The 22,201-nt window shown below is 56.9% G+C and carries 18 protein-coding genes; 12 read left to right on the forward strand and 6 right to left on the reverse strand.

What is annotated here, in order from left to right; translation table 11 throughout:
* Positions 1–61: 61 nt before the first annotated feature.
* From BB497_03060 to BB497_03075, 4 genes are all read right to left on the reverse strand, one after another.
* Positions 62–1,819 (reverse strand): chemotaxis protein, encoded by a 1,758-nt coding sequence (locus BB497_03060; protein ID AVI61750.1) that lies wholly within the window; start codon positions 1,817–1,819, stop codon positions 62–64.
* A gap of 235 nt (positions 1,820–2,054) precedes the next feature.
* A complete protein-coding gene (locus BB497_03065) occupies positions 2,055–3,263 on the reverse strand; it encodes an amino acid ABC transporter substrate-binding protein (protein ID AVI61751.1) in 1,209 nt (402 codons plus the stop codon).
* Positions 3,264–3,533: 270 nt separating this feature from the next.
* Complete coding sequence (locus BB497_03070) at positions 3,534–3,770, reverse strand: hypothetical protein (protein ID AVI61752.1); 237 nt, start codon at positions 3,768–3,770, stop codon at positions 3,534–3,536.
* Between the two features lie 83 nt (positions 3,771–3,853).
* Entirely contained in the window at positions 3,854–5,329 is a 1,476-nt protein-coding gene (locus BB497_03075; protein ID AVI61753.1) for an anion transporter, read from the reverse strand.
* 292 nt (positions 5,330–5,621) lie between these two features.
* On the opposite strand from BB497_03075, the gene BB497_03080 reads away from it, so the two are divergent.
* Positions 5,622–6,425 carry a redoxin gene (locus BB497_03080; protein ID AVI61754.1) on the forward strand — a complete coding sequence of 268 codons (804 nt, stop codon included), beginning with the start codon at positions 5,622–5,624 and terminating at the stop codon, positions 6,423–6,425.
* 116 nt (positions 6,426–6,541) lie between these two features.
* Positions 6,542–9,487, forward strand: coding sequence for an RNA polymerase-binding ATPase (locus BB497_03085; protein AVI61755.1), 2,946 nt, complete (start codon positions 6,542–6,544; stop codon positions 9,485–9,487).
* A 22-nt stretch (positions 9,488–9,509) separates the two neighbouring features.
* Here the strand turns inward: BB497_03085 and BB497_03090 are convergent, their stop codons facing one another.
* Complete coding sequence (locus tag BB497_03090; protein AVI61756.1) at positions 9,510–10,412, reverse strand: TIGR01777 family protein; 903 nt, start codon at positions 10,410–10,412, stop codon at positions 9,510–9,512.
* Between the two features lie 186 nt (positions 10,413–10,598).
* Between BB497_03090 and BB497_03095 the strand changes: the two genes are divergently transcribed.
* The 9 genes from BB497_03095 (at position 10,599) to BB497_03135 (ending at position 19,536) form a co-directional block, all read left to right on the forward strand.
* Entirely contained in the window at positions 10,599–11,663 is a 1,065-nt protein-coding gene (locus tag BB497_03095) for an amine oxidase (GenBank protein AVI61757.1), read from the forward strand.
* Between the two features lie 207 nt (positions 11,664–11,870).
* Complete coding sequence (locus BB497_03100; protein AVI61758.1) at positions 11,871–12,800, forward strand: helix-turn-helix-type transcriptional regulator; 930 nt, start codon at positions 11,871–11,873, stop codon at positions 12,798–12,800.
* 116 nt (positions 12,801–12,916) lie between these two features.
* Entirely contained in the window at positions 12,917–14,329 is a 1,413-nt protein-coding gene (locus BB497_03105; GenBank protein AVI61759.1) for a deoxyribodipyrimidine photolyase, read from the forward strand.
* A 36-nt stretch (positions 14,330–14,365) separates the two neighbouring features.
* Positions 14,366–14,797 (forward strand): transcriptional regulator, encoded by a 432-nt coding sequence (locus BB497_03110; GenBank protein ID AVI61760.1) that lies wholly within the window; start codon positions 14,366–14,368, stop codon positions 14,795–14,797.
* A 59-nt stretch (positions 14,798–14,856) separates the two neighbouring features.
* A complete protein-coding gene (locus BB497_03115; GenBank protein AVI61761.1) occupies positions 14,857–15,642 on the forward strand; it encodes a short-chain dehydrogenase in 786 nt (261 codons plus the stop codon).
* Positions 15,639–16,991 carry an FAD-dependent oxidoreductase gene (locus tag BB497_03120; GenBank protein ID AVI61762.1) on the forward strand — a complete coding sequence of 451 codons (1,353 nt, stop codon included), beginning with the start codon at positions 15,639–15,641 and terminating at the stop codon, positions 16,989–16,991. Before BB497_03115 ends, BB497_03120 begins: the two co-directional genes overlap by 4 nt.
* Positions 16,988–17,752 carry a hypothetical protein gene (locus BB497_03125; protein ID AVI61763.1) on the forward strand — a complete coding sequence of 255 codons (765 nt, stop codon included), beginning with the start codon at positions 16,988–16,990 and terminating at the stop codon, positions 17,750–17,752. Before BB497_03120 ends, BB497_03125 begins: the two co-directional genes overlap by 4 nt.
* On the forward strand, positions 17,749–19,017 hold the full coding sequence (locus BB497_03130) for a cyclopropane-fatty-acyl-phospholipid synthase (GenBank protein AVI61764.1): 1,269 nt from the start codon (positions 17,749–17,751) through the stop codon (positions 19,015–19,017). Before BB497_03125 ends, BB497_03130 begins: the two co-directional genes overlap by 4 nt.
* Entirely contained in the window at positions 19,018–19,536 is a 519-nt protein-coding gene (locus BB497_03135; protein AVI61765.1) for a hypothetical protein, read from the forward strand.
* A 32-nt stretch (positions 19,537–19,568) separates the two neighbouring features.
* Here the strand turns inward: BB497_03135 and BB497_03140 are convergent, their stop codons facing one another.
* Positions 19,569–21,407 (reverse strand): diguanylate cyclase, encoded by a 1,839-nt coding sequence (locus BB497_03140; GenBank protein ID AVI61766.1) that lies wholly within the window; start codon positions 21,405–21,407, stop codon positions 19,569–19,571.
* A gap of 274 nt (positions 21,408–21,681) precedes the next feature.
* Between BB497_03140 and BB497_03145 the strand changes: the two genes are divergently transcribed.
* Positions 21,682–22,197: a 3-hydroxyacyl-[acyl-carrier-protein] dehydratase FabA gene (locus tag BB497_03145; protein ID AVI61767.1), complete on the forward strand. Its 516-nt coding sequence runs from the start codon at positions 21,682–21,684 to the stop codon at positions 22,195–22,197.
* Positions 22,198–22,201 lie beyond the last annotated feature (4 nt).

Here is a 22,201-nt window from a genome sequence, read left to right on the forward strand (position 1 = left end):
ACGCCCTTAAGCTAGTGGCTTAAGGGCGTTTTGCTATTAGGGGGCAAAAAGCGCTCAGTGGCTAGAAGTCATCGCCCGCGAGCAGCAAATCGTTTTTAGGCGAATTGCCAGCAAGAGCACTACGCGAAGGCTGACCATTGTTGGGAAGCTGCCCCACTGTCGGAGTGGCATCGCCCAATACAAAGCCGCTTATCAAGGTATTAAGCTGCTCTGCCTGCTGACGCATGCGGTTGGCGGTGGCGGTACTCTCCTCAACTAACGCTGCGTTTTGCTGAGTCATGCCATCGAGCTGTACAACAGCCGTGTTTACTTCGCTCACCCCGACACTCTGCTCTTTAGAGCCAGCGCTAATATCAGCGATGACGGTAGCCACTTGATGCACGCTGCCTAAAATCTCTCGCATTGTGTTACCCGCCCGCTGCACGATTTGGCTGCCCTTTTGTGAGTGCTCAACCGAGGTGGCGATCAGCGTTTTAATTTCTTGAGCCGCCTCTGCAGAGCGCTGAGCCAGCTTTCTTACCTCTTGGGCAACAACCGCAAACCCTCGCCCATGCTCGCCCGCTCGGGCGGCCTCTACCGATGCGTTGAGCGCCAAGATATTGGTCTGAAAAGCGATCGAATCAATGAGCGTGACAATTTCACTGATTTGACCAGAGGAGGCTTTGATATCGGCCATCGTTCGCTCGACATCTTCCATCGCTGTTTGCCCCTGGGTGACAACACTAGCGCTGTCTTGCACCATTCGGTCAGCTGTTTGAGCATGCTCGGCATTATGCTCAACGGTTGACGTAATCTCTTCCATGGCCGAAGAGGTCTGCTGCAAGCTGGCTGCTGCTTGGTCGGTGCGCGTCGCTAACTCCTCACTACCCTGCGCGATATTATCTGCCGCTTGATAAACCGTTAAGGCGCTGTGCCTAACATCGCTAAGCATGGACTGTATGTGCGCTAAAAAACGGTTGAAATCCTCTGCCAGCACACCTACTTCATCACGGCTGGTGACCTGTAGGCGCTGGGTAAGATCGCCACGACCAGAAGCCACCTCAGCAGCGACTGCCTGGATGTGATGAGAAGTGTGGCGGATCCGTTTAACCGTGCGCCGCGCTAACCAGATCGCCAATGCCGTTATGGCAAGATTAATGACCGTGGCAATAATCCAAAGGCGAATAAAGGCCATTTTCAGATCAGCCATCGCCGCAGCTTCAACCGCCGCCATCGTCGTATCAATATCCGTCACATAAACACCAGCACCGACCACCCAACCCCATCCATCGATGGCCTCGGCATAGGAGTATTTTGGCTCGGCATTGCCTGTCACCGGGTGCGGCCAATCGTACTGGTAGAAACCACCCCCTTGCTGCGCCAGCACCGCCATATCACGAATCATTTCGCGCCCGCTTGCATCCCGCGCATCCAGCATATTCGTGCCGACGCTTTCAGGCAGTGCCGGCTGCACCAGCATCGTGCCATCCATCTCATAGGCAAACACATAGTTGTCATTTTCAAAGCGCATGCTGCTAAGAAGCTGGACAGCCTGCGCTTGAGCGCGCTGGGTATTGCTTACCGTTGCCTGAATCTCTCGGATCATTGAGCTTGCCAACTCAACGCTACTGCGAACGCCCTGCTCCCTAGCTTCAACTAGCAAGGTACGCTGCTGCTCAACCTGCACCTGATTGTTGCGGTAACGATCAACCCCCTCTAATACCAACAGGCAGCCAGAAGAGAGCACCAGCGGCATGAGTACGAGCAGCATGATTTTGAACTGTAGGCTACCTTCCATACAGTGAAATAGGCGGGTCAGTGGGCCCCGTGTTGTCTTCATTTTTATTTTTCCCCGATCAAGATCGTCCGTGTTGTTGGGACAACGCTCTGTTTGAAGCGCGAGAGTAGCGCGCCTGACAAGAGCAACAGGTGATCTTCATCAAGTCTGTGCGACATAAGCACACACCCAGTAAACGGGCTGACATTGGCAGTAAAAGACAGACAGTAAAAGATAGGCAATAAAAAGCCCTTAACGCCTTACGGCGTTAAGGGCTCAGAAAACAACTCGTTAGTAGTTAGAGCTCAACCAAGCCCTTGCTGGTAAATGAGCCGTTCTCTACGACCATTTCAACCACAACGCCGGGCACATCACCGTTCTCGTCAAACTCGTGGGAGCCAGAGGCGCCTTCGTAATTGATTTCGGTACCTGCGGCAATCAGCTCCACCGCTTTTTCCCACTCTCCCGGTAAAATAATTTCACCCGGTGCGCTGGAGACGCTGCGCAACGCTTCGCTTAACCCTTCGCGCTCTGCGCTACCGTTTTGCTCAATGGCCAGCGCCACCAGGAAGGCAGCATCATATGCCTGGGCGGCAAACACTGCGCTGGGGTCGATACCGGCGGCTTCAGCCGCTTCATTGAAAATCTCGGTACCTGGCAAGTCGGGGCTGCCGGGGCGGGTAGCGATCATGCCGTCCAGCACGTCAGCGCCAATGGCGTTGATAAGGCTATCACCCACCATGCCGTCGGCACCCACGTACTGGGTAAACATACCGCTTTCATAGGCCTGACGCAGCACGGTTTGGCCAGAAGTATCCGCGTAAGCCAGCACGACGAGAGTATCAGCACCGCTAACGGAGAGTGACCCTAGTTCAGAGCGGTAGTCCGCACGGTTATCTTCGTGGGCGAGATTGTCAGCGATCTCACCGCCGCCCTCTTCAAACGCAGCGCTAAACGCATCCGACAGGCCGCGGCCATAGTCGTTGTTAACGTAGGTGACGGCGACGAAGTCGATGCCTTTATCAAGCAGCAGCTTGGCCAGCATTTCGCCCTGGAAAGCGTCTGAAGGTACGGTACGGAAAACCAGGTCATTGTCATCCAGCTCAGAGACCGCTGGCGCAGTAGACGCCGGTGATACCATCAACACGCCGCCAGGAATTGCCGCGTTATTAGCCGCTGCAATAGTGGCGCCAGTGCAAAGTGCACCTACAATCGCCGTGACCTGCTCGGAGTTCACCATGCGATCGGCGGCGTTAGAGGCCGCCGAAGCATCGGAGCAGGTGGTATCTCCTGATGGCATCACCAGCGTTTGGCCGCCTAAAATACCGCCCTGCTCGTTCACCTGCGCCACCGCAAGCTGAGCACCTTCAAAAATCGGTGGCGTCAGGCTCTCAATACCGCCAGTAAAGCCGCCCAAGAAGCCAACTTTGACTTCCGCCTGGGCCATGCCCGTTAAGGCCAGTGATGAGGCCGCCACGGCGGTGGCTAATGCGCGCTTATTAATCATATTATTGGTCGCTCCCAGTATGTTAAGTGCCCCAACCGTCCAGCGTGGGACTCCTCTTAATCTGGAACCGCAACGCAAAAAACACAAGCAACGGTTTCTAACGCTAATTTACAATTTACTTAAAGCTGACGCCTGGGAAGCGCGTTTGCCTTGCCACGTATCCCGTGCCTCCACTGATCAAGACGAACCCACGCATAGGAGCACCCCGCCATCAAGACAGCCCCCATCGCCACCAGTAGCTAACAGCAGCAGGGGTAACAGCGCCCAGTGTTAGTCATCGTCATGGTCAGCAAGCCGCTGCGCCTGCTGCTTACGCAGGCGATTTCGGCGGTAAAGCCTTACCAGCGCAATAGCCAGCGCGGCGGCCACCATAATGGCAAGCACAACACCCTGCCAGGGGCGGGCGGCATCGCCCATCACCGTTTCCAAGGTAATAATCAGCATTAATCCCAGCGCTTGCGACCCAATGGCCAGCGCCCGCAGCATGTCAAAGGCGGGTTGCGACATAGACATCTCCGTCATGTTTAACGTACGTAATGTGGTTGACCAGTGTACCTGTTTAACGGGATAACCCTGAACGCGACAGGTCGCTACTGCCACCAGCCAAACCCTAATACCGGCATTGCAAGCGCAAATACCGCTACACAGATAACCCCAACGGCAACCAAGCTCATCACTACCCCGGCACGCAGCATATCAATCACTTGCACTTTACCACTGCCGAACACAACGGCATTGGGCGGCGTAGCGACCGGCAACATAAAGGCACAAGAGGCGGCCATGGCAACCGGTACGGTAAGGAGGAGTGGGCTTTGCTCCATACTCACCGTCAGCGCGGCTGCTAGCGGTATAATAGCAGCCGCGGTGGCGGTATTACTGGTCACGTGGCTCATCAGCATAACGGTGACGACCACCATGAAAATCATCGCCCAAATAGGCCAGCCTGCAAACATGGCCATCATGTTAGCCACCTCCTCGGCTAACCCTGAGCTTTCGATGGCGCTGCCTAGACTAAGCCCACCGCCCACCAGCAGTAACACGCTCCAGGGGAGGTTCTGCGCGCTTTTCCAGTCGAGTAAAAATTGGCGCTGTCTCCAGCGGGCCGGAATCACAAACAGCAGTAACGCGCCCATCACGGCAATACCGCCATCGCTGAGCGGCAAGCCGGTCAAGTTTTCCAGCACCGGACGCCCCATCCACGCCAACGCTACCAATGCAAATACGGCGGCAACGCGTTGCTCAGGACGGGTCATCCGGCCTAGGTCTTCTGACTGCTGCGACAGCACTGTAGCGATCCCCTCTAGCGGTGAACGCGGCACAGGATAAACCCAGCGTGTGAGCAGCCACCAGCCAGCCAGCAATAGCAGCGCCGCAGGCGGCACTCCGACGAGCATCCACTGGGCAAAGCCGATCTCGATGTCGTAGTTATCTGCCATAAAGCCCGCTAGTAACGCGTTAGGCGGCGTACCAATCAGTGTCCCCATTCCACCAATATTGGCTGCCAAGGCAATACCCAACAGCAAACAAAGCTCCATGGGGCGCTGATCCAAAGCGCTGCCTTTGCGTTCAAGCAGCGTAAGAACCGACAATCCAATCGGCACCATCAGCGCCGCTGTCGCGGTATTGCTTACCCACATGCTAAGGAGCGCTGTTGCCCCCATAAATCCGGCGACTAGATGGTCCGGGCGCTTGCCTGCCACGGTCAACACGCCCAAGGCAATCCGTCGATGAAGGTTCCAGCGCTGTATCGCCTCCGCCAGCATAAAGCCGCCCAAAAAGAGAAATATCAGCGGGTTTGCGTAGGGGGCAGCCGCTGCATTCACATCGACCACGCCCAGCAGCGGTAATAGCGCTATGGGCAACAACGCGGTCACCGGCATCGGCACTGGCTCCAGAATCCACCATACCGCCATCCACGCCGTAAGGGCGACGACACGCCATGCAGCGACTGGCATGCCGTCGGGCGCGCCCAACACCAGCAATATCACCGCTAACAGGGGGCCGCCCAGCAACCCTACGGTGATTTTGCGTCGCTGCCAGCGTAGGGCGTTAGTCGGCGCGTCCATGGTCGTTACCTCCTTAATAAAACGGCTCGCGTGAGCGTTTTTAACTCATCTCTATCGGCAAACCAAACCTCGGCAAACCACTGTACCTGCTGTTGTCGCAAGCGATTACGCCAGCCAAGTCTTGCTAGCGAAATGCCATGGTCTCAAATGGAATAATCAGCATTAAATATGGCGCTTACGGCCCGCTGGCCAACGCCCGAAGCATGTTAAAGGCGGATTGCGGCATAGACATCTCCGTAATGTTTAACGTGCATGGTATGGTTCACCAGTCTACCTGCTTAATGGGAAAACCATGAACGCGATTGCCCTCGGCCCACTCCTCATCTCACTGCCGCGGCTATATGCCATTGGCTGCGCGCTGCTGCTGCTGTTGGCCAGCCGCTATTTACTGGGCGTATCGGCGCGCCAGCACGGCCGCTGGTTCAATGGGCTGATGCTAGTGTGGCTAGTGGGCGCGCGGGCGGCCTACGTCGCGCTTAACTGGGAAAGTTTCAGCGCCGTGCCGCTAGACGCCTTAAAGCTGTGGCAACCCGGCTATCACGGTTTGGGCGGGTTACTCGCGGGATTACTCTGGACGGCCTGGTCGCTGCGCGCACACCTGCTGTCAATGATAGGCGCCCTAGCGATGCTCGTCGGCGCTTCTAGCCTGTGGCTTGTGGTGGTAACACTCGCCCCCCTTGGCAATCAGTTTGCCGTTGAGGCGCTGCCGGATGTCACCCTAGAAGATGTCGACGGCAATCCGGTGCATTTGCCATCGCTGACTGAAAGCGGCGACCTGATTATCGTCAACCTATGGGCCACCTGGTGCCCACCCTGCCTGCGGGAAATGCCGCTTTTGGAAGAAGCCGCCCAACGTGACGACGTCAGCGTTGTTATTGCGAACCAGGGCGAAGATTTGCTACCGATCGTGCGCTACCTGGATGAGCAGGGGCTAATATTTCGCTACGCGCTGCGCGACCCAAGCCAAACCTTAATGGCGCAGTTCCAGGCGCCTGGCTTACCCACCACGGTGTTGTTTGATCGACAGGGCAACACGCTGGATGTCCATGTGGGCGAACTCACGCGTACGCAATTAGCCCGCTGGTTGGAAGATTGACGCCAATAGACCTTAATCCCCCCGCTGCTTTGCGTTAGAATCCCCCGCCCTGTGTTGCCACCGGTGAATCTTCCCGGTGGCATGCGCCCCCGTTTTGAAGACTTCCCTGAGGCATCATGAGCGATTTTTCTCCCGGCCAGCGCTGGATTAGTGACGGCGAGGCTGAGCTTGGACTCGGCACCGTGCTTAACTGCGACGCCCGTAGCGTTACCATTTTGTTCAGTGCCAGCCAGGAAACCCGTACCTACAACACACGTCAAGCACCGTTAACCCGCGTGATGTTCGGCAGCGGCGACCGCGTGCTCTCCGCCGATGGCTGGCAGATGCTGGTGGATGACAGCAAAGAGTCTGGCGGTTTAATCACTTATATTGGCGAAGACAGCGAAGGTAACCCGCGTGAACTGCCGGAAGCTAAGCTGGCCGATACCATGCAGTTCGATCAAGCCCGGGACCGTTTATTGACCGGCCAAGTAGACCGCAACGACTGGTTCGATCTGCGCTTTCGTACCTTGCACCACTACCAGCGCATCGAACAGCACAGCGCCCTTGGCTTTGCCGGGCCACGTATCGACTTGATTCCTCACCAGCTCTATATCGCTGATGAAGTCGCTGGCCGCCACGCGCCTCGGGTACTGTTGGCCGATGAAGTCGGGCTGGGTAAAACCATCGAAGCTGGCCTGATTCTGCACCGCCTGCTGCTCACTGGCCGCATAGAACGGGCGCTGATTCTGGTGCCAGATAGCCTCACTCACCAATGGCTGGTCGAGCTTTTACGCCGCTTTTCGCTCAACGTCAGCCTGCTGGACGAGCATCAAAGCCAAGCCCACGGTAGCGCTAATCCGTTTGAGAGCGCCCAGATCGTGCTGGCTAGCCAAGGCTGGCTGTTTGCCAACATTCACCGCCAGGACCAGGCGCTGGCCAGCCGCTTTGACCTGCTGATTGTGGATGAAGCGCACCATCTGGACTGGAGCAGCGAGGGAAGCGGCCCGGGTTATCAGTGCGTTGAACAGCTCGCCGCCGAGATTCCCGGCCTGCTACTGCTCACCGCCACGCCAGAACAGATGGGCGTTGAGAGCCACTTTGCCCGCCTGCGTTTGCTGGATGCCGAGCGCTACCACGATATCGAGCGCTTCAAAGACGAAGAGCGTCACTACATTGGCGTGGCCAGCGCCATTGATGCTCTGGATGAGTTGCCCAGCGCCACGCAAGCGCGCAGCCGCGTAGAAGCCGTCGCGGATGACCGCGACAGCCAAGCCCTGCTAGCGACCCTATGTAACCCAGAAGCCAGTGCCGAGCAGCAGGATGCCGCCCGCGCCCAGCTGCGCGACGCGCTGCTTGACCGCCACGGCACGGGCCGGGTGATGTTCCGCAACAGCCGTCGTCATGTGGGAGGCTTCCCCGAACGCCGCATGCACCTTGAAGCGCTTGAGCTGCCCTCCGCCTATCGACGGGTAGTGCGCCGCCTTGAGCGCGATGAGGATTATCTGGATGAACTGCTGATCGAAACCGGCATGGATCATCCCGATGTGCTGATCTACCCAGACGCCATGTACCGGGAATTAAGCAACGACCCGCTAAACAGCGAGCCCTGGTGGCACATTGATCCACGCGTCAATTGGCTGCTTGAGAAGCTCAGCGACGATAGCGAAACGGGCTTTGCCAACGACAAAGTACTGGTGATTGCCCACCACCGCGAAACGGCAGAAGGGCTTGCCGAGGCGCTGCGCGTACTCGGTGGCTACCAGGCCCCCGTCTTCCACGAAGGCTTATCGCTGGTGGAGCGCGACCGTGCCGCAGCAGCATTTGCCGATGAAGAGGAGGGCTGCCAAGTGCTGGTGTGCTCGGAGATTGGCTCCGAAGGGCGCAATTTCCAGTTCTGCCGCCACTTGGTAATGTTTGATATGCCCCAGCACCCCGACCAGCTGGAGCAGCGCATTGGCCGTCTCGACCGTATTGGCCAGCGCCACGCTATCGAACTTCACGCGCCGACCTTTACTGGCAGCCCCGGCGAGCGGCTGCTGCGCTGGTATCACGAAGGTATGGACGCGTTCAGCGCGCCCCACGGTATCGGTAGCGAGCTCTTCGATGCGTTTGGCGATGCCCTTGCCGACGCCCTGCTTGACGATGAAATGCTCGATGAAATCATCGAAGAGACGCGGCAAATGTTCACCGCCAAACTGGCCGAACGTGACGCCGGTCGCAACCGTCTGCTGGAGCTAAATGCCTGTCGCCCTGCTCGCGCCAAGCAGGTGAGTGACGCAGTGCGCGAGCTTGATGAAGACCCTGCACTGCCCAAGTTTGTGGAACGGGCGCTGGATATTTTTGGCGTCGACAGCCAAGAGATTGGCAACGGTCTGCTCTACCTCCAGCCAAGCCAACACATGCTCGATGGCCTGCCCGGGCTAGTGAAAGGCGAAGAGGGCTTCTCGGCGACCTACAGCCGCGCCCTGGCACTGGCCCGAGACGACGTACAGCGGCTCTCCTGGGAGCACCCACTACTGCGCGAAATGATGGAGCGCATATTAGATGGCACCATGGGCAATACCGCGCTGGCGCTGCTGCGCCATCCGGCGATCCCCAGCGGTCGACTAATGGCCGAGCTGGTGTTCCGCACCCACTGTCCGGCGCCAAAATCGCTGCACCTTAACCGCTTCTTACCGCCGACGGCGATTCGCGTGCTGCTGGATGAGTCAGGCGCCAATCTAACCAGCAAAATTTCCTTCACGGGCCTTGGCAAGAACCTGCAGAAGGTTAATAAATCGCTGGCGCGGGACCTGATCAAGAGCCGCCATGATCAGCTGCGCGACCTGTTGATTCAGGGTGAGGGCGAAGCCGAACGTGAGCTGCCTAGCATTATAGAAGCGGCCGAAATCCGCATGCGCGCCCAGCTGGACAGTGAGCTTGCCCGCTTGACCGCCTTGGCGGAGCACAACCCAGCGGTGCGCACCGAGGAGCTTGAGGCGTTGAAACAGGAGCGCCAGGCATTGAGCGATGCGATTGAGAACACTCGCTTACGGCTGGACTCCGTGCGGGTTGTCATCACCGTTGACCCCAATGCCTAACGTCTCCTAAAACAGCCTGCGATTAGAAGATGGCGGCTAACGCTTTGTCGAGAGTCGGATACTGGAAGGTAAAACCGGCCTCGACAAGGCGCGAGGGACGCATATCTGCACCGGTGAGCAGCAGCTGCGACATCTCACCAAAACCTGCTTTAAGCACAAAGGCAGGCACCGGAAAAATGGCGGGGCGATGCAGCTGCTTAGCCAGCGTTTGGGTAAACGCCGCATTCGTCACCGGGTGCGGTGCGCTACCGTTGAAGGCCCCAGAGAGCGCCGACTCATTCAGCAGGAAGATAATCGCCGCGACCAAGTCATCGCGGTGAATCCACGGCATAAACTGCTTGCCATCACCAAAGCGGCCCCCCAACCCCAGCTTAAACGGGGGCACCATTTTCTGAAGCGTGCCGCCGCCAGCATCCAGCACCAGGCCAATGCGCAGTAGCGCTAAGCGAACGCCAAGCGCCTCCACGGGCTTCGCCGCCGCTTCCCACTGCTCGCAAAGCCGATGGGCAAACTCGTCATTTGGCGGCGTTGCTTCATCCACCACCTTACTACCCTGGTCACCGTAATAGCCCATCGCCGAGCCGCTCACCATCACCTTGGGCAGTGGCTGGCCGTTGGCTTGCAACTGCTCGCAGAGCATCACCAATTGCGCTGTACTCTCCACCCGCGAACGAATCAACTCGTTTTTTTGACTGTCGCTCCAACGTTTGGCAGCAATCGACTCACCCGCTAGGTTGACCAGCGCATCCGGTGGCGTATCCACAAACGCCTGAGCGCTATCGCGGATATCGCAGGTCGCCGGCAGCCGGTCCCGCACGTTATGAGGCGCGCGGGATACCACTTGAACGTCGTGGCCTACCGCTACAAGCTGCTCGGATAGTCGTTGACCAACAAAGCCGCTGCCTCCAGTTATTAGTACCCGCATCGTGTCGCTCCTGTGGATGAAAGGAAGTAGGCGCCGCCTGGCGTAACACTGGTTAAGCGCACAAACTTATTGTACGATATTTATACACAAGTGCTACAATCAAATACTTAAAAGATTTTCAGCGTTCAGCAGGCGTTAGCTTCTTACTCTTTATCGCTTTATTCATTTTTAGCGCTGCGAGGTTTTATGGCTGCATCACCGTCGCTTCTTACTCTTTCGGCGCCTTGCGCTGTGGCCGTTATTGGCGCAGGCGTATCGGGACTTGTCTGCGCCCATGAACTGGCAAAAAAGGGCCTTAGCGTCTCACTATTTGATAAGGCGCGCGGCCCCGGCGGCCGTATGTCTAGCAAGCGACGGCCTCAGGCAACGCTCGATTTGGGTGCCCAAGCTTTTACCGTTCGTGACCCGCGTTTTGCGCAAGCGGTAAAAGAGTGGCAGCTTGCTGGCTGCGCAGCGCTTTGGCCTGCCAACCGTTATCAGGCTAGCTCAAGCGGTTGGCAAACGCATAACGATGATCAGCTGCGCTACGCCGGGGCTCCTCGGATGAGTGCCATTACCCGCCATATGGCGGAAGCACTCTCTTCACTGCCCAACACCACGCTGGCCTTTGAAACCCCAATTGCAGCCTTTGAAAAAACATCGGACGGCTGGCAGCTCATCGATCAGCACGGCGCCACCTACGGCCCGTTCGCGGCAGTGATCATCAGCGCACCACCGCCCCAGGCTTATGCGCTCGTCGCCGACTGGGACGACGCCCTGGCAGCGGCCTGCAAAGACAAACCACAGCGCGGCTGCTGGGCAGGCTGGGCCATTTTCGCCTCTCCCCTCCCGCCTATTGAAGGTGTCGTACCTAATTGGCACACCGTAGAGACAGGCCATGAAGCGCTGCGCTTGGCGACACGCAATAGCAGCAAACCTGGCCGTGAACAGCAGCCAGAGAGCATAAGCCTGCTGGCGCAAGTGGCGTGGAGCGATACAAATATTGAATTGGCAAGTGATGTCGCGGCCCAGCAACTGCTCTCGGCTTTTACGGCGCTCTTTCCAAATGGCACGGCGTTGCCTGAACTGATTGACTTAGGCGCCCACCGCTGGCGGTATGCCCAGCCCGCAGAGGCTGGCCAGCAATCATACCTATACAGCGAGCAGGGCTTAGCGCTCTGCGGCGACAGCTTTCGCGGCAGCCGTGTAGAGGGTGCTTGGCTTTCTGGTTTTGAGTTAGCCCACGCACTATTAGCCCGGTCGGTTCAATAGTGCAAGGCCAGCATACTCATCAGTAAGCACAGCAAAGGTTGTACCTACTAGCTACAAGTTGTACAAAGGGGCCTATAATAGCGTGCAACTATTTAATCGATTACTCGCTATCCGATTTTGTGACAAGACGCTCTATCCGCGTTATGACCTTGTTACGGCAATTATAGACAGACCCCTGCGGCACCGGCTGCAGGCAACCAAGAGGCAATGGCGCCCATGAGCAACAAGGCGACCCACCCACCCGATACCCCTCTCTATCCGATACGGGAAGTTTCCCGTTTAACGGGTGTGAACTCGGTCACCCTTCGTGCCTGGGAGCGACGCTATGGTTTAATTCGACCGCAACGCACCCCCAAAGGCCATCGGCTTTATGCCCAAGACGATATAACCCGTATCGAGCGCATTCTGCAGTGGCTCAACCGTGGGGTACCCGTCAGCCAGGTCGTGGATTTGCTTGACCAGCCGGAAGCGGTGGAAACGCCCGCCCCAGCAGCAGGCGACTGGACCAGCCAGCGTCAACAGCTCCAGTCAGTCATTGAAGCGGTTGACTTGCCCAAGCTAGAAGCGCTGTATTACCAAAGCTTGGCACTCTACCCGCTTAGCGTGGCCATTAATGAGCTATGGCAGCCGGTTATTCTGTCCTTGGAAGCAAAATGGGCATCACAACCCGATGATCTTGTGCGCCGCACCTTTGAAGCCTTTTTACGCAGCCAGGTCGGTATTCGGCTCCACTATGCCAACCAGGCTACTCGCGGGCCGCTGATTCTGCTCAGTGCTATGCCTGACGATCCAGGCCCGCTGTGGGTATTAATGTGCGCGCTGATGGCCAGCGAACAGGGCTACCGCGTACAGCTGCTCGATCACTCTCTGGCGCTGGCCGACCTTCCCCAAGCGGTGGCTCGGCTTCACTCCTCCGTGGTGCTGCTCTCCAGCGGCCAGCGGGAAAGCGATGACTATATTCGCCAGGCGCTGCCACAGGCGGCTCAATCATTGAATGTGCCCATTGGCGTATGCGGTGAAGTAGCGAGGTTAAGGGAGGGTGAATTAAACGACGGCCCTGTTCACATGCTAGGGGATGATCTACCCCAAGCGATCGCACGGCTGCGCCCGCTGCTGCGTGAATCTGGCATTCTTTAAGTGGCGGTGTTAAGTCGCTGAAGTATTTGTAACGTCGCATTAATAATATGGCCGCTTACCCGATAGGGCAGCGGCCAATTTTTTAGCGCAATTTTGAGCCCTTTGCAGGAGCCGCTATGAACGTACAGCTAGTATGGTTGCGCAGCGATCTGCGTATTCACGACAACTCAGCGCTCGCGGCTGCCGCGGCCAAGGGGCCGGTTGTCGCCATTTTTTTGCGCAGCGTTAAGCAGTGGCAATCCCACGGCCATGGCGCTAATAAAATCGACTTCTGGGCGCGCGGCGTGGCGGCTATCAAAGAGTCGCTTAACGGGCTTAATATTCCCTTACTGCACCGCGATATTGACGCGTACGAAGAGGCACCACAGGTATTGCTGGATATTGCTCGCGAGCATAACGTAGAGCAGCTCCACTTCAACATTGAGTACCCGTTGAACGAGCAGCATCGCGATCGGGCCGTTAGAGAGGCCTTCAAGCAGCACGGAATTAACGTTCAAGCGCACCACGACGGGATTGCCTTCGCCCCCGGCAGCCTATTAACCGGCAAAGGCGATTATTACGGCGTTTTCACCCCATTTTCCAAAGCTTGGCACAAGCAGATTACCGCCGAGCAGCTAGCGCTCCGCGACACCCCTAACGTGCAGACGCCATTAGCCATCGAAAGCGACCCGCTACCCGAGCGACCAACGCTTGATGACGAACCAGTGGATGCGCGCTTGTGGCCAGCTGGCGAAAGCGCCGCCAGCGATAACCTAGAGCGCTTTTTACGTTTTCGTGGCCGTCACTATAAGGCCCAGCGCGACCTGCCCAAGGTACACGGCACCAGCGAGCTTTCACCCTACCTAGCGCTGGGAATGCTCTCCTATCGTCAATGCTTACAAGCGGTAATGAGCGAAAACGGCGGCCATTTAGCCGATGGCGATGCGGGCCTAACCACCTGGGTGAGTGAACTTATTTGGCGGGAGTTCTATCAGCACGTGGCGGTGGGGTTTCCTCAAGTGTGCCGCTATCAGCCGTTCCAAGCGCATACCCAGCAGCTACAGTGGCGTGATGACGACGAGGACTTTAAGGCGTGGTGCGAAGGGCGTACCGGCTACCCGCTGGTAGATGCCGCTATGCGCCAGCTAGTGGCAACCGGCTGGATGCATAATCGGCTAAGGATGGTCACCGCAATGTTCTTGAGCAAGCATTTGCTGATCGACTGGCGCCGTGGTGAAGCATTTTTTATGCGCCATTTAGTCGATGGTGAGTTCTGCGCCAATAACGGCGGCTGGCAGTGGGCGGCCTCTACTGGTACCGATGCAGCGCCTTATTTCCGCATTTTTAACCCCACTACACAGTCAACCCGCTTTGACGCAGAGGGGGAGTTTATCGCCCACTGGCTACCAGCGCTGGAAAGCTTGCCAGCGAAAGCGCGCCACGCTCCACCACGCGATATGCTTACTCAGCTGGACTACCCAGCGCCTATCGTTGACCACAAAGCCGCCCGTCAGCGTGCGCTGGACGCTTTTAAAGCGCTCTCTAAATAGCGGCTGAACCTCTGTGCCACAGGAAAGGAGAACCCCATGCCTAACGAGCAAGCCGTGGCACGTTTCTGTGCCTTTTTTAACAAACTAGACAAAACGTGTACAGAAAAGCTATACGAGGTATATACTGAGGAAGTTGTCTTCAACGATCCGCTGCATCACATTCAGGGGCGTGAGGCGCTATCGCGCTACTTCGCCACGATGTACGAGAACGTCGAGCGCTGCCAATTTACTTATCACACGCAGCAACAACAGGGTAAGCAGGCGTTTGTAACGTGGACCATGGAGTTCGTGCACCCACGTTTAGCCCGTGGCAAACCGGTTCGTGTAGCGGGGTGTAGCGCCTTAACGTTTGCTGATGACGGGCGAGTCACCCAGCACCGCGACTACTTTGACGCCGGGGCAATGCTCTATGAGCACTTGCCACTCATGGGACAGGTCATACGCTGGCTGAAACATCGCCTTAATTAACATCCCTTTTGCTTAAGCACACACTTTTCGTGCCAGCAGGGAGCACCAGGAGAGGCACGATGAGCACATGGAAAACGCCCCAGCGTATCTGGCTGACCGGCGCCACCTCCGGCATCGGCGAGGCATTGGCCAAAAAGCTCATCGCTCAGGGTCACCAGGTCGTTCTCAGCGCGCGTAATCAAGAAGCGCTTAATGCGCTATGTGACGGCCATAGCAATGCTTACTCGCTACCGCTTGATATAAGTGATCGGCAGGCTGTCCTTGACGCTGGCGAACAGATTCGACAATGGCTAGGTGCACTGGATATCGCACTATTTAACGCCGGCACCTGTGAATATCTCAATGCGCAGCATTTTGATATGGCGCTCGTAGAGCGTGTGTTCGCGCCAAATGTGTTTGGCACGCTATATGGCGTGGAAGCTGCACTGCCGCTATTACGGGCAGCGCGGAAAGAGGGCAAGCCTGCACGGCTAGCCGCCACCTCAAGCGCGTCAGCGTATTTACCGCTGCCCCGAGCAGAGGCGTACGGCGCCTCTAAAGCGGCGGTTAGTTATTTTTTAGAATCTTTGCGCTTGGATCTCGACCAAGAAGGCATTGATGTCAGCTTGATACATCCAGGTTTCGTTAAAACGCCGCTTACCGATCGCAACGACTTTCCGATGCCCATGCAAGTCTCCGCCGATGAAGCGGCCGATGCGATCATTGCAGGCCTTGTTAAGGGGCGGCTGGATATTCATTTTCCCCGGCGCTTTACCTACATCGTCAAATTTTTGGGCATTTTACCCCCCGCAATACGGCGCTATATCGGCCTTCGCATGACGCGCCGCCAAGAGGAACAGCAATGAGCGGCACAGCATCCCAGCGCATCGCCATTATTGGCAGCGGCATCAGCGGTATGGCGGCAGGCTGGTATTTATCCGCCCAACACGAAGTAACCCTGTTTGAAGCCGATAGTCGTTTAGGCGGCCATACGGCCACTATGGACGTTGAAGTCGACGGCAAGCCTTACGCCATCGACACCGGCTTTATCGTCTTTAACGACTGGACCTACCCTCACTTTCAGCGCCTGCTGGAAACGCTCGGCGTGCCAAGCCAGGCCACCGAGATGAGTTTCTCAGTGCATGAGACTGATGTCGACTTTGAGTACAACGGTCACACGCTGGGCTCGCTGTTTGCCCAGCGCCGTAACCTGCTGCGCCCGGCGTTTTATCGCCTGCTCAGGGATATTTTACGCTTTAACAAACAGGCCACCGCTGATTTAGAGAGCCAGCGCCTGCCTAGCGAAATGACGCTAGGCGAGTACCTGGATAAAAACGGCTACGGTTACGCCTTTCAGCGACGTTACCTGCTCCCTATGGGTGCCGCGATTTGGTCGGCAAGCATTGGTGACCTGCGCGCGTTCCCGCTGGCCTTTTTTGTACGCTTTTTCCGCAATCACGGACTATTGTCGGTCAACCATCGCCCACAGTGGTACACCTTGGTCGGCGGCTCTAAGCGCTATATACCGAACCTCACGGCCCCCTATGCCTCGCGTATTCACCTAAACACCCCGGTAACGCGTATTATCCGTTCCGATACGGGCGTTATGATTACCACCGCTCAAGGTACCCAGCACTTTGACCAAGTGGTGCTGGCCTGCCACGCCGACCAAGCGCTGGCCATGCTGGGCGACCCGACGCCCGCAGAGCGCGACATTCTCGGCGCCATGCCCTACCAGGATAATGAAGTGGTACTGCACACCGACACGGCACTGCTCCCCCGTCGGCAGCGGGCATGGGCCAGCTGGAACTATCGGCTGGATGGCCGCGGGGCTGAAGAGCGTGTTTCAGTTACCTACAACATGAATATCCTGCAACGCCTGGAGAGTGACACGACGTTCTGCGTTACGCTTAATGATTCTGCGAGTATCGACTCCGGCAAAGTATTGGGGCGTTATACCTATGCCCACCCTCAGTTCACCTTGGCAGGTCAAGCAGCCCAGCAGCGCCACTCAGACATCTCCTCGCCCGCCAGGCGAACCCACTTCTGCGGTGCTTACTGGCGCAATGGCTTTCACGAAGATGGCGTATGGAGCGCACTTAGGGTTGCCCAAGCGCTAGGCTGTGATGAAGCCGCCACACCGCTGGAAAGCCCCAGCGCGCTTCCTGCCCAGGAGCTAATGCCCAACAACAGCGTTGGGGAGGGGCTGGGATGATTACTGCGCCCCGCTCGCGCATTTATCGCGGCACGCTGCGCCACCGGCGCTTTACGCCCCAACACCACGCCTTTAACTATCACGTATGGATGGCGTGGCTTGACCTCGAAGAGCTGCCAACGCTGTTCGACAAGGTACCCGGCTTTAGCGCTCGCGGCCCAGCCCTGGCGCGTTTTCGTCGTGAGGATTATCTAGCCCCCACCGACCGTCCTTTGCGAACCGCTGTTCGCGAAGAGCTAACCCGCCAACTGGGCAGCGCGCCGGACGGTCGAATTTTTGTGCTTACCCAGCTGCGCACGTTAGGCAGCGTATTCAATCCTATTTCGGTTTACTACGCCTACGACCACGCGGGCAGATTAGCGGCGGTGCTTGGGGAGGTCACCAACATGCCCTGGCGTGAGCGCACGTGCTACGCCTGCAGCGTCGAGCCTTCACGGCATAGCCACCAGGCACACTTTCAAAAAGCGATGCACGTATCACCGTTTAACCCGATGGAAATGGACTACCGCTGGAAGTTTAACCGCCCCGGCGAAAAGCTCTACCTGCACATGGAAAACTGGCAAGACGGAGCACGTCACTTTGACGCCACGTTGATGTTAGACGCGGCACCCGCCACCCGTCGGGTACTACTCGCAACGCTGGCACGGCAGCCCTTCATGAGTATAAAAACAGTCGCGGGAATCCATTTTGAAGCGCTACGCCTGTGGCTTAAGCGCATCCCCGTTTATAACCACCCCAAGCGCAAGGAGACTTCAAAATGACGACCCTGCGTACCACGCCCCCGACTAGCAAAACGGCTCGTCAGGACCGCTTTACTCGCTGGCTTAAGCCTCGCTTAATGGCCCAGCTGAACGCCTTTCGGGGCGGTCGGATTACGCTGATTGAGGGCGAACAGTGCCACCATCTCGGGCAGGAAGGGCCGCTGCAGGTCACCGTGGTTATTCGTCACTCCCGCGCCTGGAAGCGCCTCGCCTTTGGCGGCACGGTAGGCGCTGCGGAATCCTACATGGATGGCGACTGGGATGCCGATGATCTCGTCGCTCTGGTACGCCTATTTGCCGCTAACTTGGAACAAGTGAACGGTAAAATGGAAAACGGCAGCGCTCGCATAGCACGCTGGCTGTTAGGGTTCGCCTACCGTTTCCAGCGCAATAGCGTTACGGGATCTAAGCGCAATATTTCGGCGCACTACGACATTGGCAACGACCTGTTCGCCACATTCTTAGACCAGCGCCACTGGATGTACTCCAGCGCCGTGTTCCCTTATCCGGAAGCCAGCCTGGAAGAAGCCTCCACCTATAAGCTCGATATCATGCTGGAAAAGCTTGATGTTCAGCCCGAGCATCACCTGTTAGAAATTGGCACTGGCTGGGGCGGGCTTGCCATCCACGCGGCGAAAACCCGCGGTTGTCGGGTCACCACCACAACGATTTCTGACGAGCAGTATGCCCACACTGCCCAACGCATTAAAGAAGAGGGGTTAGAAGCGCAAATCACGCTACTCAAACAGGATTACCGAGCCTTAAAGGGGCGCTATGACCGGCTGATCTCGGTGGAAATGATCGAAGCCGTCGGCCACCAATACCTCAACACCTACCTGGAAAAAGTCGACAGCCTGCTGACCGACGATGGTCAAGCCATGCTGCAGGCGATCACGATTCGTGATCAACGCTTTGAAGAAGCCAAGCGGGAAATGGACTTTATCAAACGCTACATTTTCCCCGGCGGCTTTCTACCTTCGCACCACGCGATGCTCGCCAGCGTAACGCGCAAAACCTCACTTAACGTGGTCGCATTAGACGAAATTGGTCAGCACTATGCCCGCACGCTGCGCGAGTGGCGACATCGCTTTGAGGCCAGCCTTGAACAGGTGCGGCAGCAGGGCTACGACGAGCGCTTCATCCGCATGTGGCGCTACTACCTATGCTACTGCGAGGGAGGCTTTATCGAGCGCTCCATTGGCACCTGTCACCTATTGTTAGCCAAGCCTGCCGCCAAGCCAGTACCGCTTATGGGTGCGCTGTAAGTGGCCACACAGCGCTGGCGCGACCTACTGTTCAACGCACTGCGCTTTGAGGCTGGCTGGCTGTTATGCGTGGTAGGGGGATCTTGGGTGGCAGCCTTCGCTGGCGCTGGATTATTAGGCTGGCATTTCTGGCGCTGCGCCAAACCCAGCGAATGGCGTTTTATTGGCACTCTTGCCTTGTTAGGGCTAGCTATTGATGGTGGCTTGCACTTAGCGGGAGGGTTTGATTTTAGCGGACATGCACTAGTAGCAGGCTTACTGCCGCTGTGGCTGTGGATGCTCTGGCCGCTGTTTGCAACGCTGGTGTTTCACTCCCTTGCCTGGCTCTGGCGCTACCCGCTGATTGCCGCTGCCTGCGGCGCCATCAGCGGGCCGCTCTCTTACCTAGGGGGCGCTGCGATTGCCGACGTGGGGCTAGCCCCCTGGCTACTGCCTGCCCAGGCGGTTATCTGGGCGGCTCTATGCTTTGGGATTAGCCGCTACGCAATCCGCCGCCCACCTGACTTTTCTAGCGCTTAGTTTTTTAGCAATTAGCTCAGATGGGGCTTTTTTCAGTTAACGCCGACGGCGAGTGGCAGTGGCGCCCAACGCTGCTCTAACTCGTAAGCGGGTAGCGGCCGTGCAAAATAGAAACCTTGCACCTGAGTACAGCCAGCATCAACTAAAAACTCGCACTGCTCTTTAGTTTCAACGCCTTCAGCTACCACCTCAAGACCCATCCCCTCAGCCATGGCAAGTACCGCCGTGACGATGGCTGCATCGGCCTGGTCGTTGGGTAATTCGCGAATAAACGCCCGATCCAGCTTAATTTTATCCACCGGCAAGCGCTTTAGGTAGCCAAGCGATGAGTAGCCAGTGCCAAAATCATCAATCGCAATGGCATAACCCAACCCGCGCAAGGTTTGTAACCGTGGCCCCATATCACCCGCCCGTTCGTCCAGCAGTACCGATTCGGTCAGTTCCAGGCCAATTTGCGCCGGCTGAAGCCGGTAGCGCTCTAAACAAGTGGCCAGCTGGGTTTCCAAATCACCTTGAAAGAGCTGGAGCGCCGAAATATTGATCCATACGGTAATTTTTGGCATGCCACTATGTTGCCAGTGCGCCTGTTGAGCACAGGCTTTTTCGATCACCCAGCTACCAAGTTCAGCCATTAAACCGTGACGCTCAGCGAGGGGAATAAACTCCCCTGGCGATATCATCCCATCTTTAGGGTGCCGCCAGCGCAGCAGCGCTTCCATGCCAATTAACTCGCCATTGCCAGGGTGGTGCTGGGTCTGATAATGCAGCTCTAACTGATCGCCTGATACCAGTGCCGCCCGCAAGTCGCTTACTAGGGCAAGCTGAGGGTTATCCTGTTTATCCAGCGCAGGGCGAAACCGCTGGCTATTATTGCGGCCTAGCCGCTTGGCGCTATACAGCGCGGACTCTAAACGCTGAAACAGCACGGCGGAGTCGCGGCCATCTTCGGGCGCTCGACAGGTACCAAATGTAAGCCCTAAGCGCAGCGACTGTCCGTTAATTTCAAACGGGCGGCACATGTGGTCACGCAGGTTGGCTACCCACTTATCGTGATCGTCAAACGTGGTAGTGCGGATCACCATAAACTCATCGCCCCCTAACCTGCCCACCACGCTTCCCGCCATATAGCTTGCTAGCCGTTGGCCAAAACGTGCTAGCAAACGGTCGCCCTGATCAACTCCCAGACTGTCATTGATTGATTTAAGCCCATCGATATCGAGAAGCACCATATCTAGGCTCTCTCCTGCACGTAAGCCACGCAGCCGCGATGACATTAATTCATGCAAACGGCGTCGGTTTGGCAACCCAGTAAGCGGGTCTTCATAGCCAATACGCCGCAGGTCATGCTCGCGGGCTTTTTGTGCGGAAATATCGGTAAATAGGTTAATAAAATGAGTGACATTACCGCGCTTATCGGTAACCGCTCTAACTTTCAACCACTCTGGATACTCATCGCCGTGCTTACGGCGATTCCACATTTCGCCCTCCCAGCGGCCAGTGGCCTTTAAAGTACTCCAAAAGGCTTGATAAAAGGCTTTGTCGTGACGTGGTGCGGCTAAGGTTTCGAGCTTACGGCCAATCATTTCCTGGCTTTCGTAGCCAGTAATGTCGGTAAACGCAGGGTTGACGGCAATAACGCGATTCTCCGCATCGCTAATCACCATCGCATCGCTTGCCAACCCCATGGCATCTTGAGCTAGGCGCAGGCGCAAACGCTGCTGACGCACTTGGCGCCAAGCATCCCATAAGCCCAACGCCACTAAGCATGCTGCGACGATACGCAGCGCAGCATCAGGGATCCACACACAGGCAGGCAGAGCCACCAGCGCTATCCACATCAGCGGTCGATTAAGAGAAACAGGCAGCCACATGAAAATTAATCGCTTCCTAATAAATGATCAAAATAGGAGATGAGTAGCAGGCACGCTCACCTTGTCGCTCAGTAAAACGTGCGTGTTGTATATTACGTCAACAGGACGTTTATTGTGCAAATTCGATAATTATGGAATAAAACATCTTGTTATTGGTTATCGGCCGCTAAACAAAAAGCTGTAGAAATACACGATAAGTTGCCTACGGCGTGCATTCAGCGGTTTCGAGAAGTAGACTAGGCTTAACAACCATTTTGATACTCGGAACGATTCAGTGACCAAGCAACATTCCTTTGATCGCGAAGAACTGCTGGCCTGCTCGCGGGGCGAGCTCTTTGGCCCCGGAAATGCACAGCTTCCGGCTCCTAACATGTTGATGCTTGATCGCATCTCGCACATCCATAAAGAAGGCGGTGAGCATGGCAAGGGAGAGCTGATTGCAGAGCTGGATATCACGCCTGACCTGTGGTTCTTTGACTGCCACTTTCCAGGCGATCCTGTGATGCCTGGCTGTTTGGGTTTGGACGCCATGTGGCAGCTCGTAGGCTTCTATCTGGGCTGGCTTGGCCACCCCGGCCGTGGCCGCGCGCTTGGCTGCGGCGATGTCAAATTCAGCGGCCAAATTCTACCCGACGCGAAAAAAGTGACGTATCACATTAATGTGAAGCGCATTATTACCCGTCGGCTTATTTTAGGCATCGCCGACGGCACCGTGTCCGTCGACGGACGCGATATTTACCAGGCTAATGACCTGCGCGTTGGCCTATTCACCTCCACTGCGAATTTCTAACAGG

The sequence above is a fragment of the Halomonas sp. GFAJ-1 genome (assembly GCA_002966495.1).
Taxonomy (GTDB): domain Bacteria; phylum Pseudomonadota; class Gammaproteobacteria; order Pseudomonadales; family Halomonadaceae; genus Vreelandella.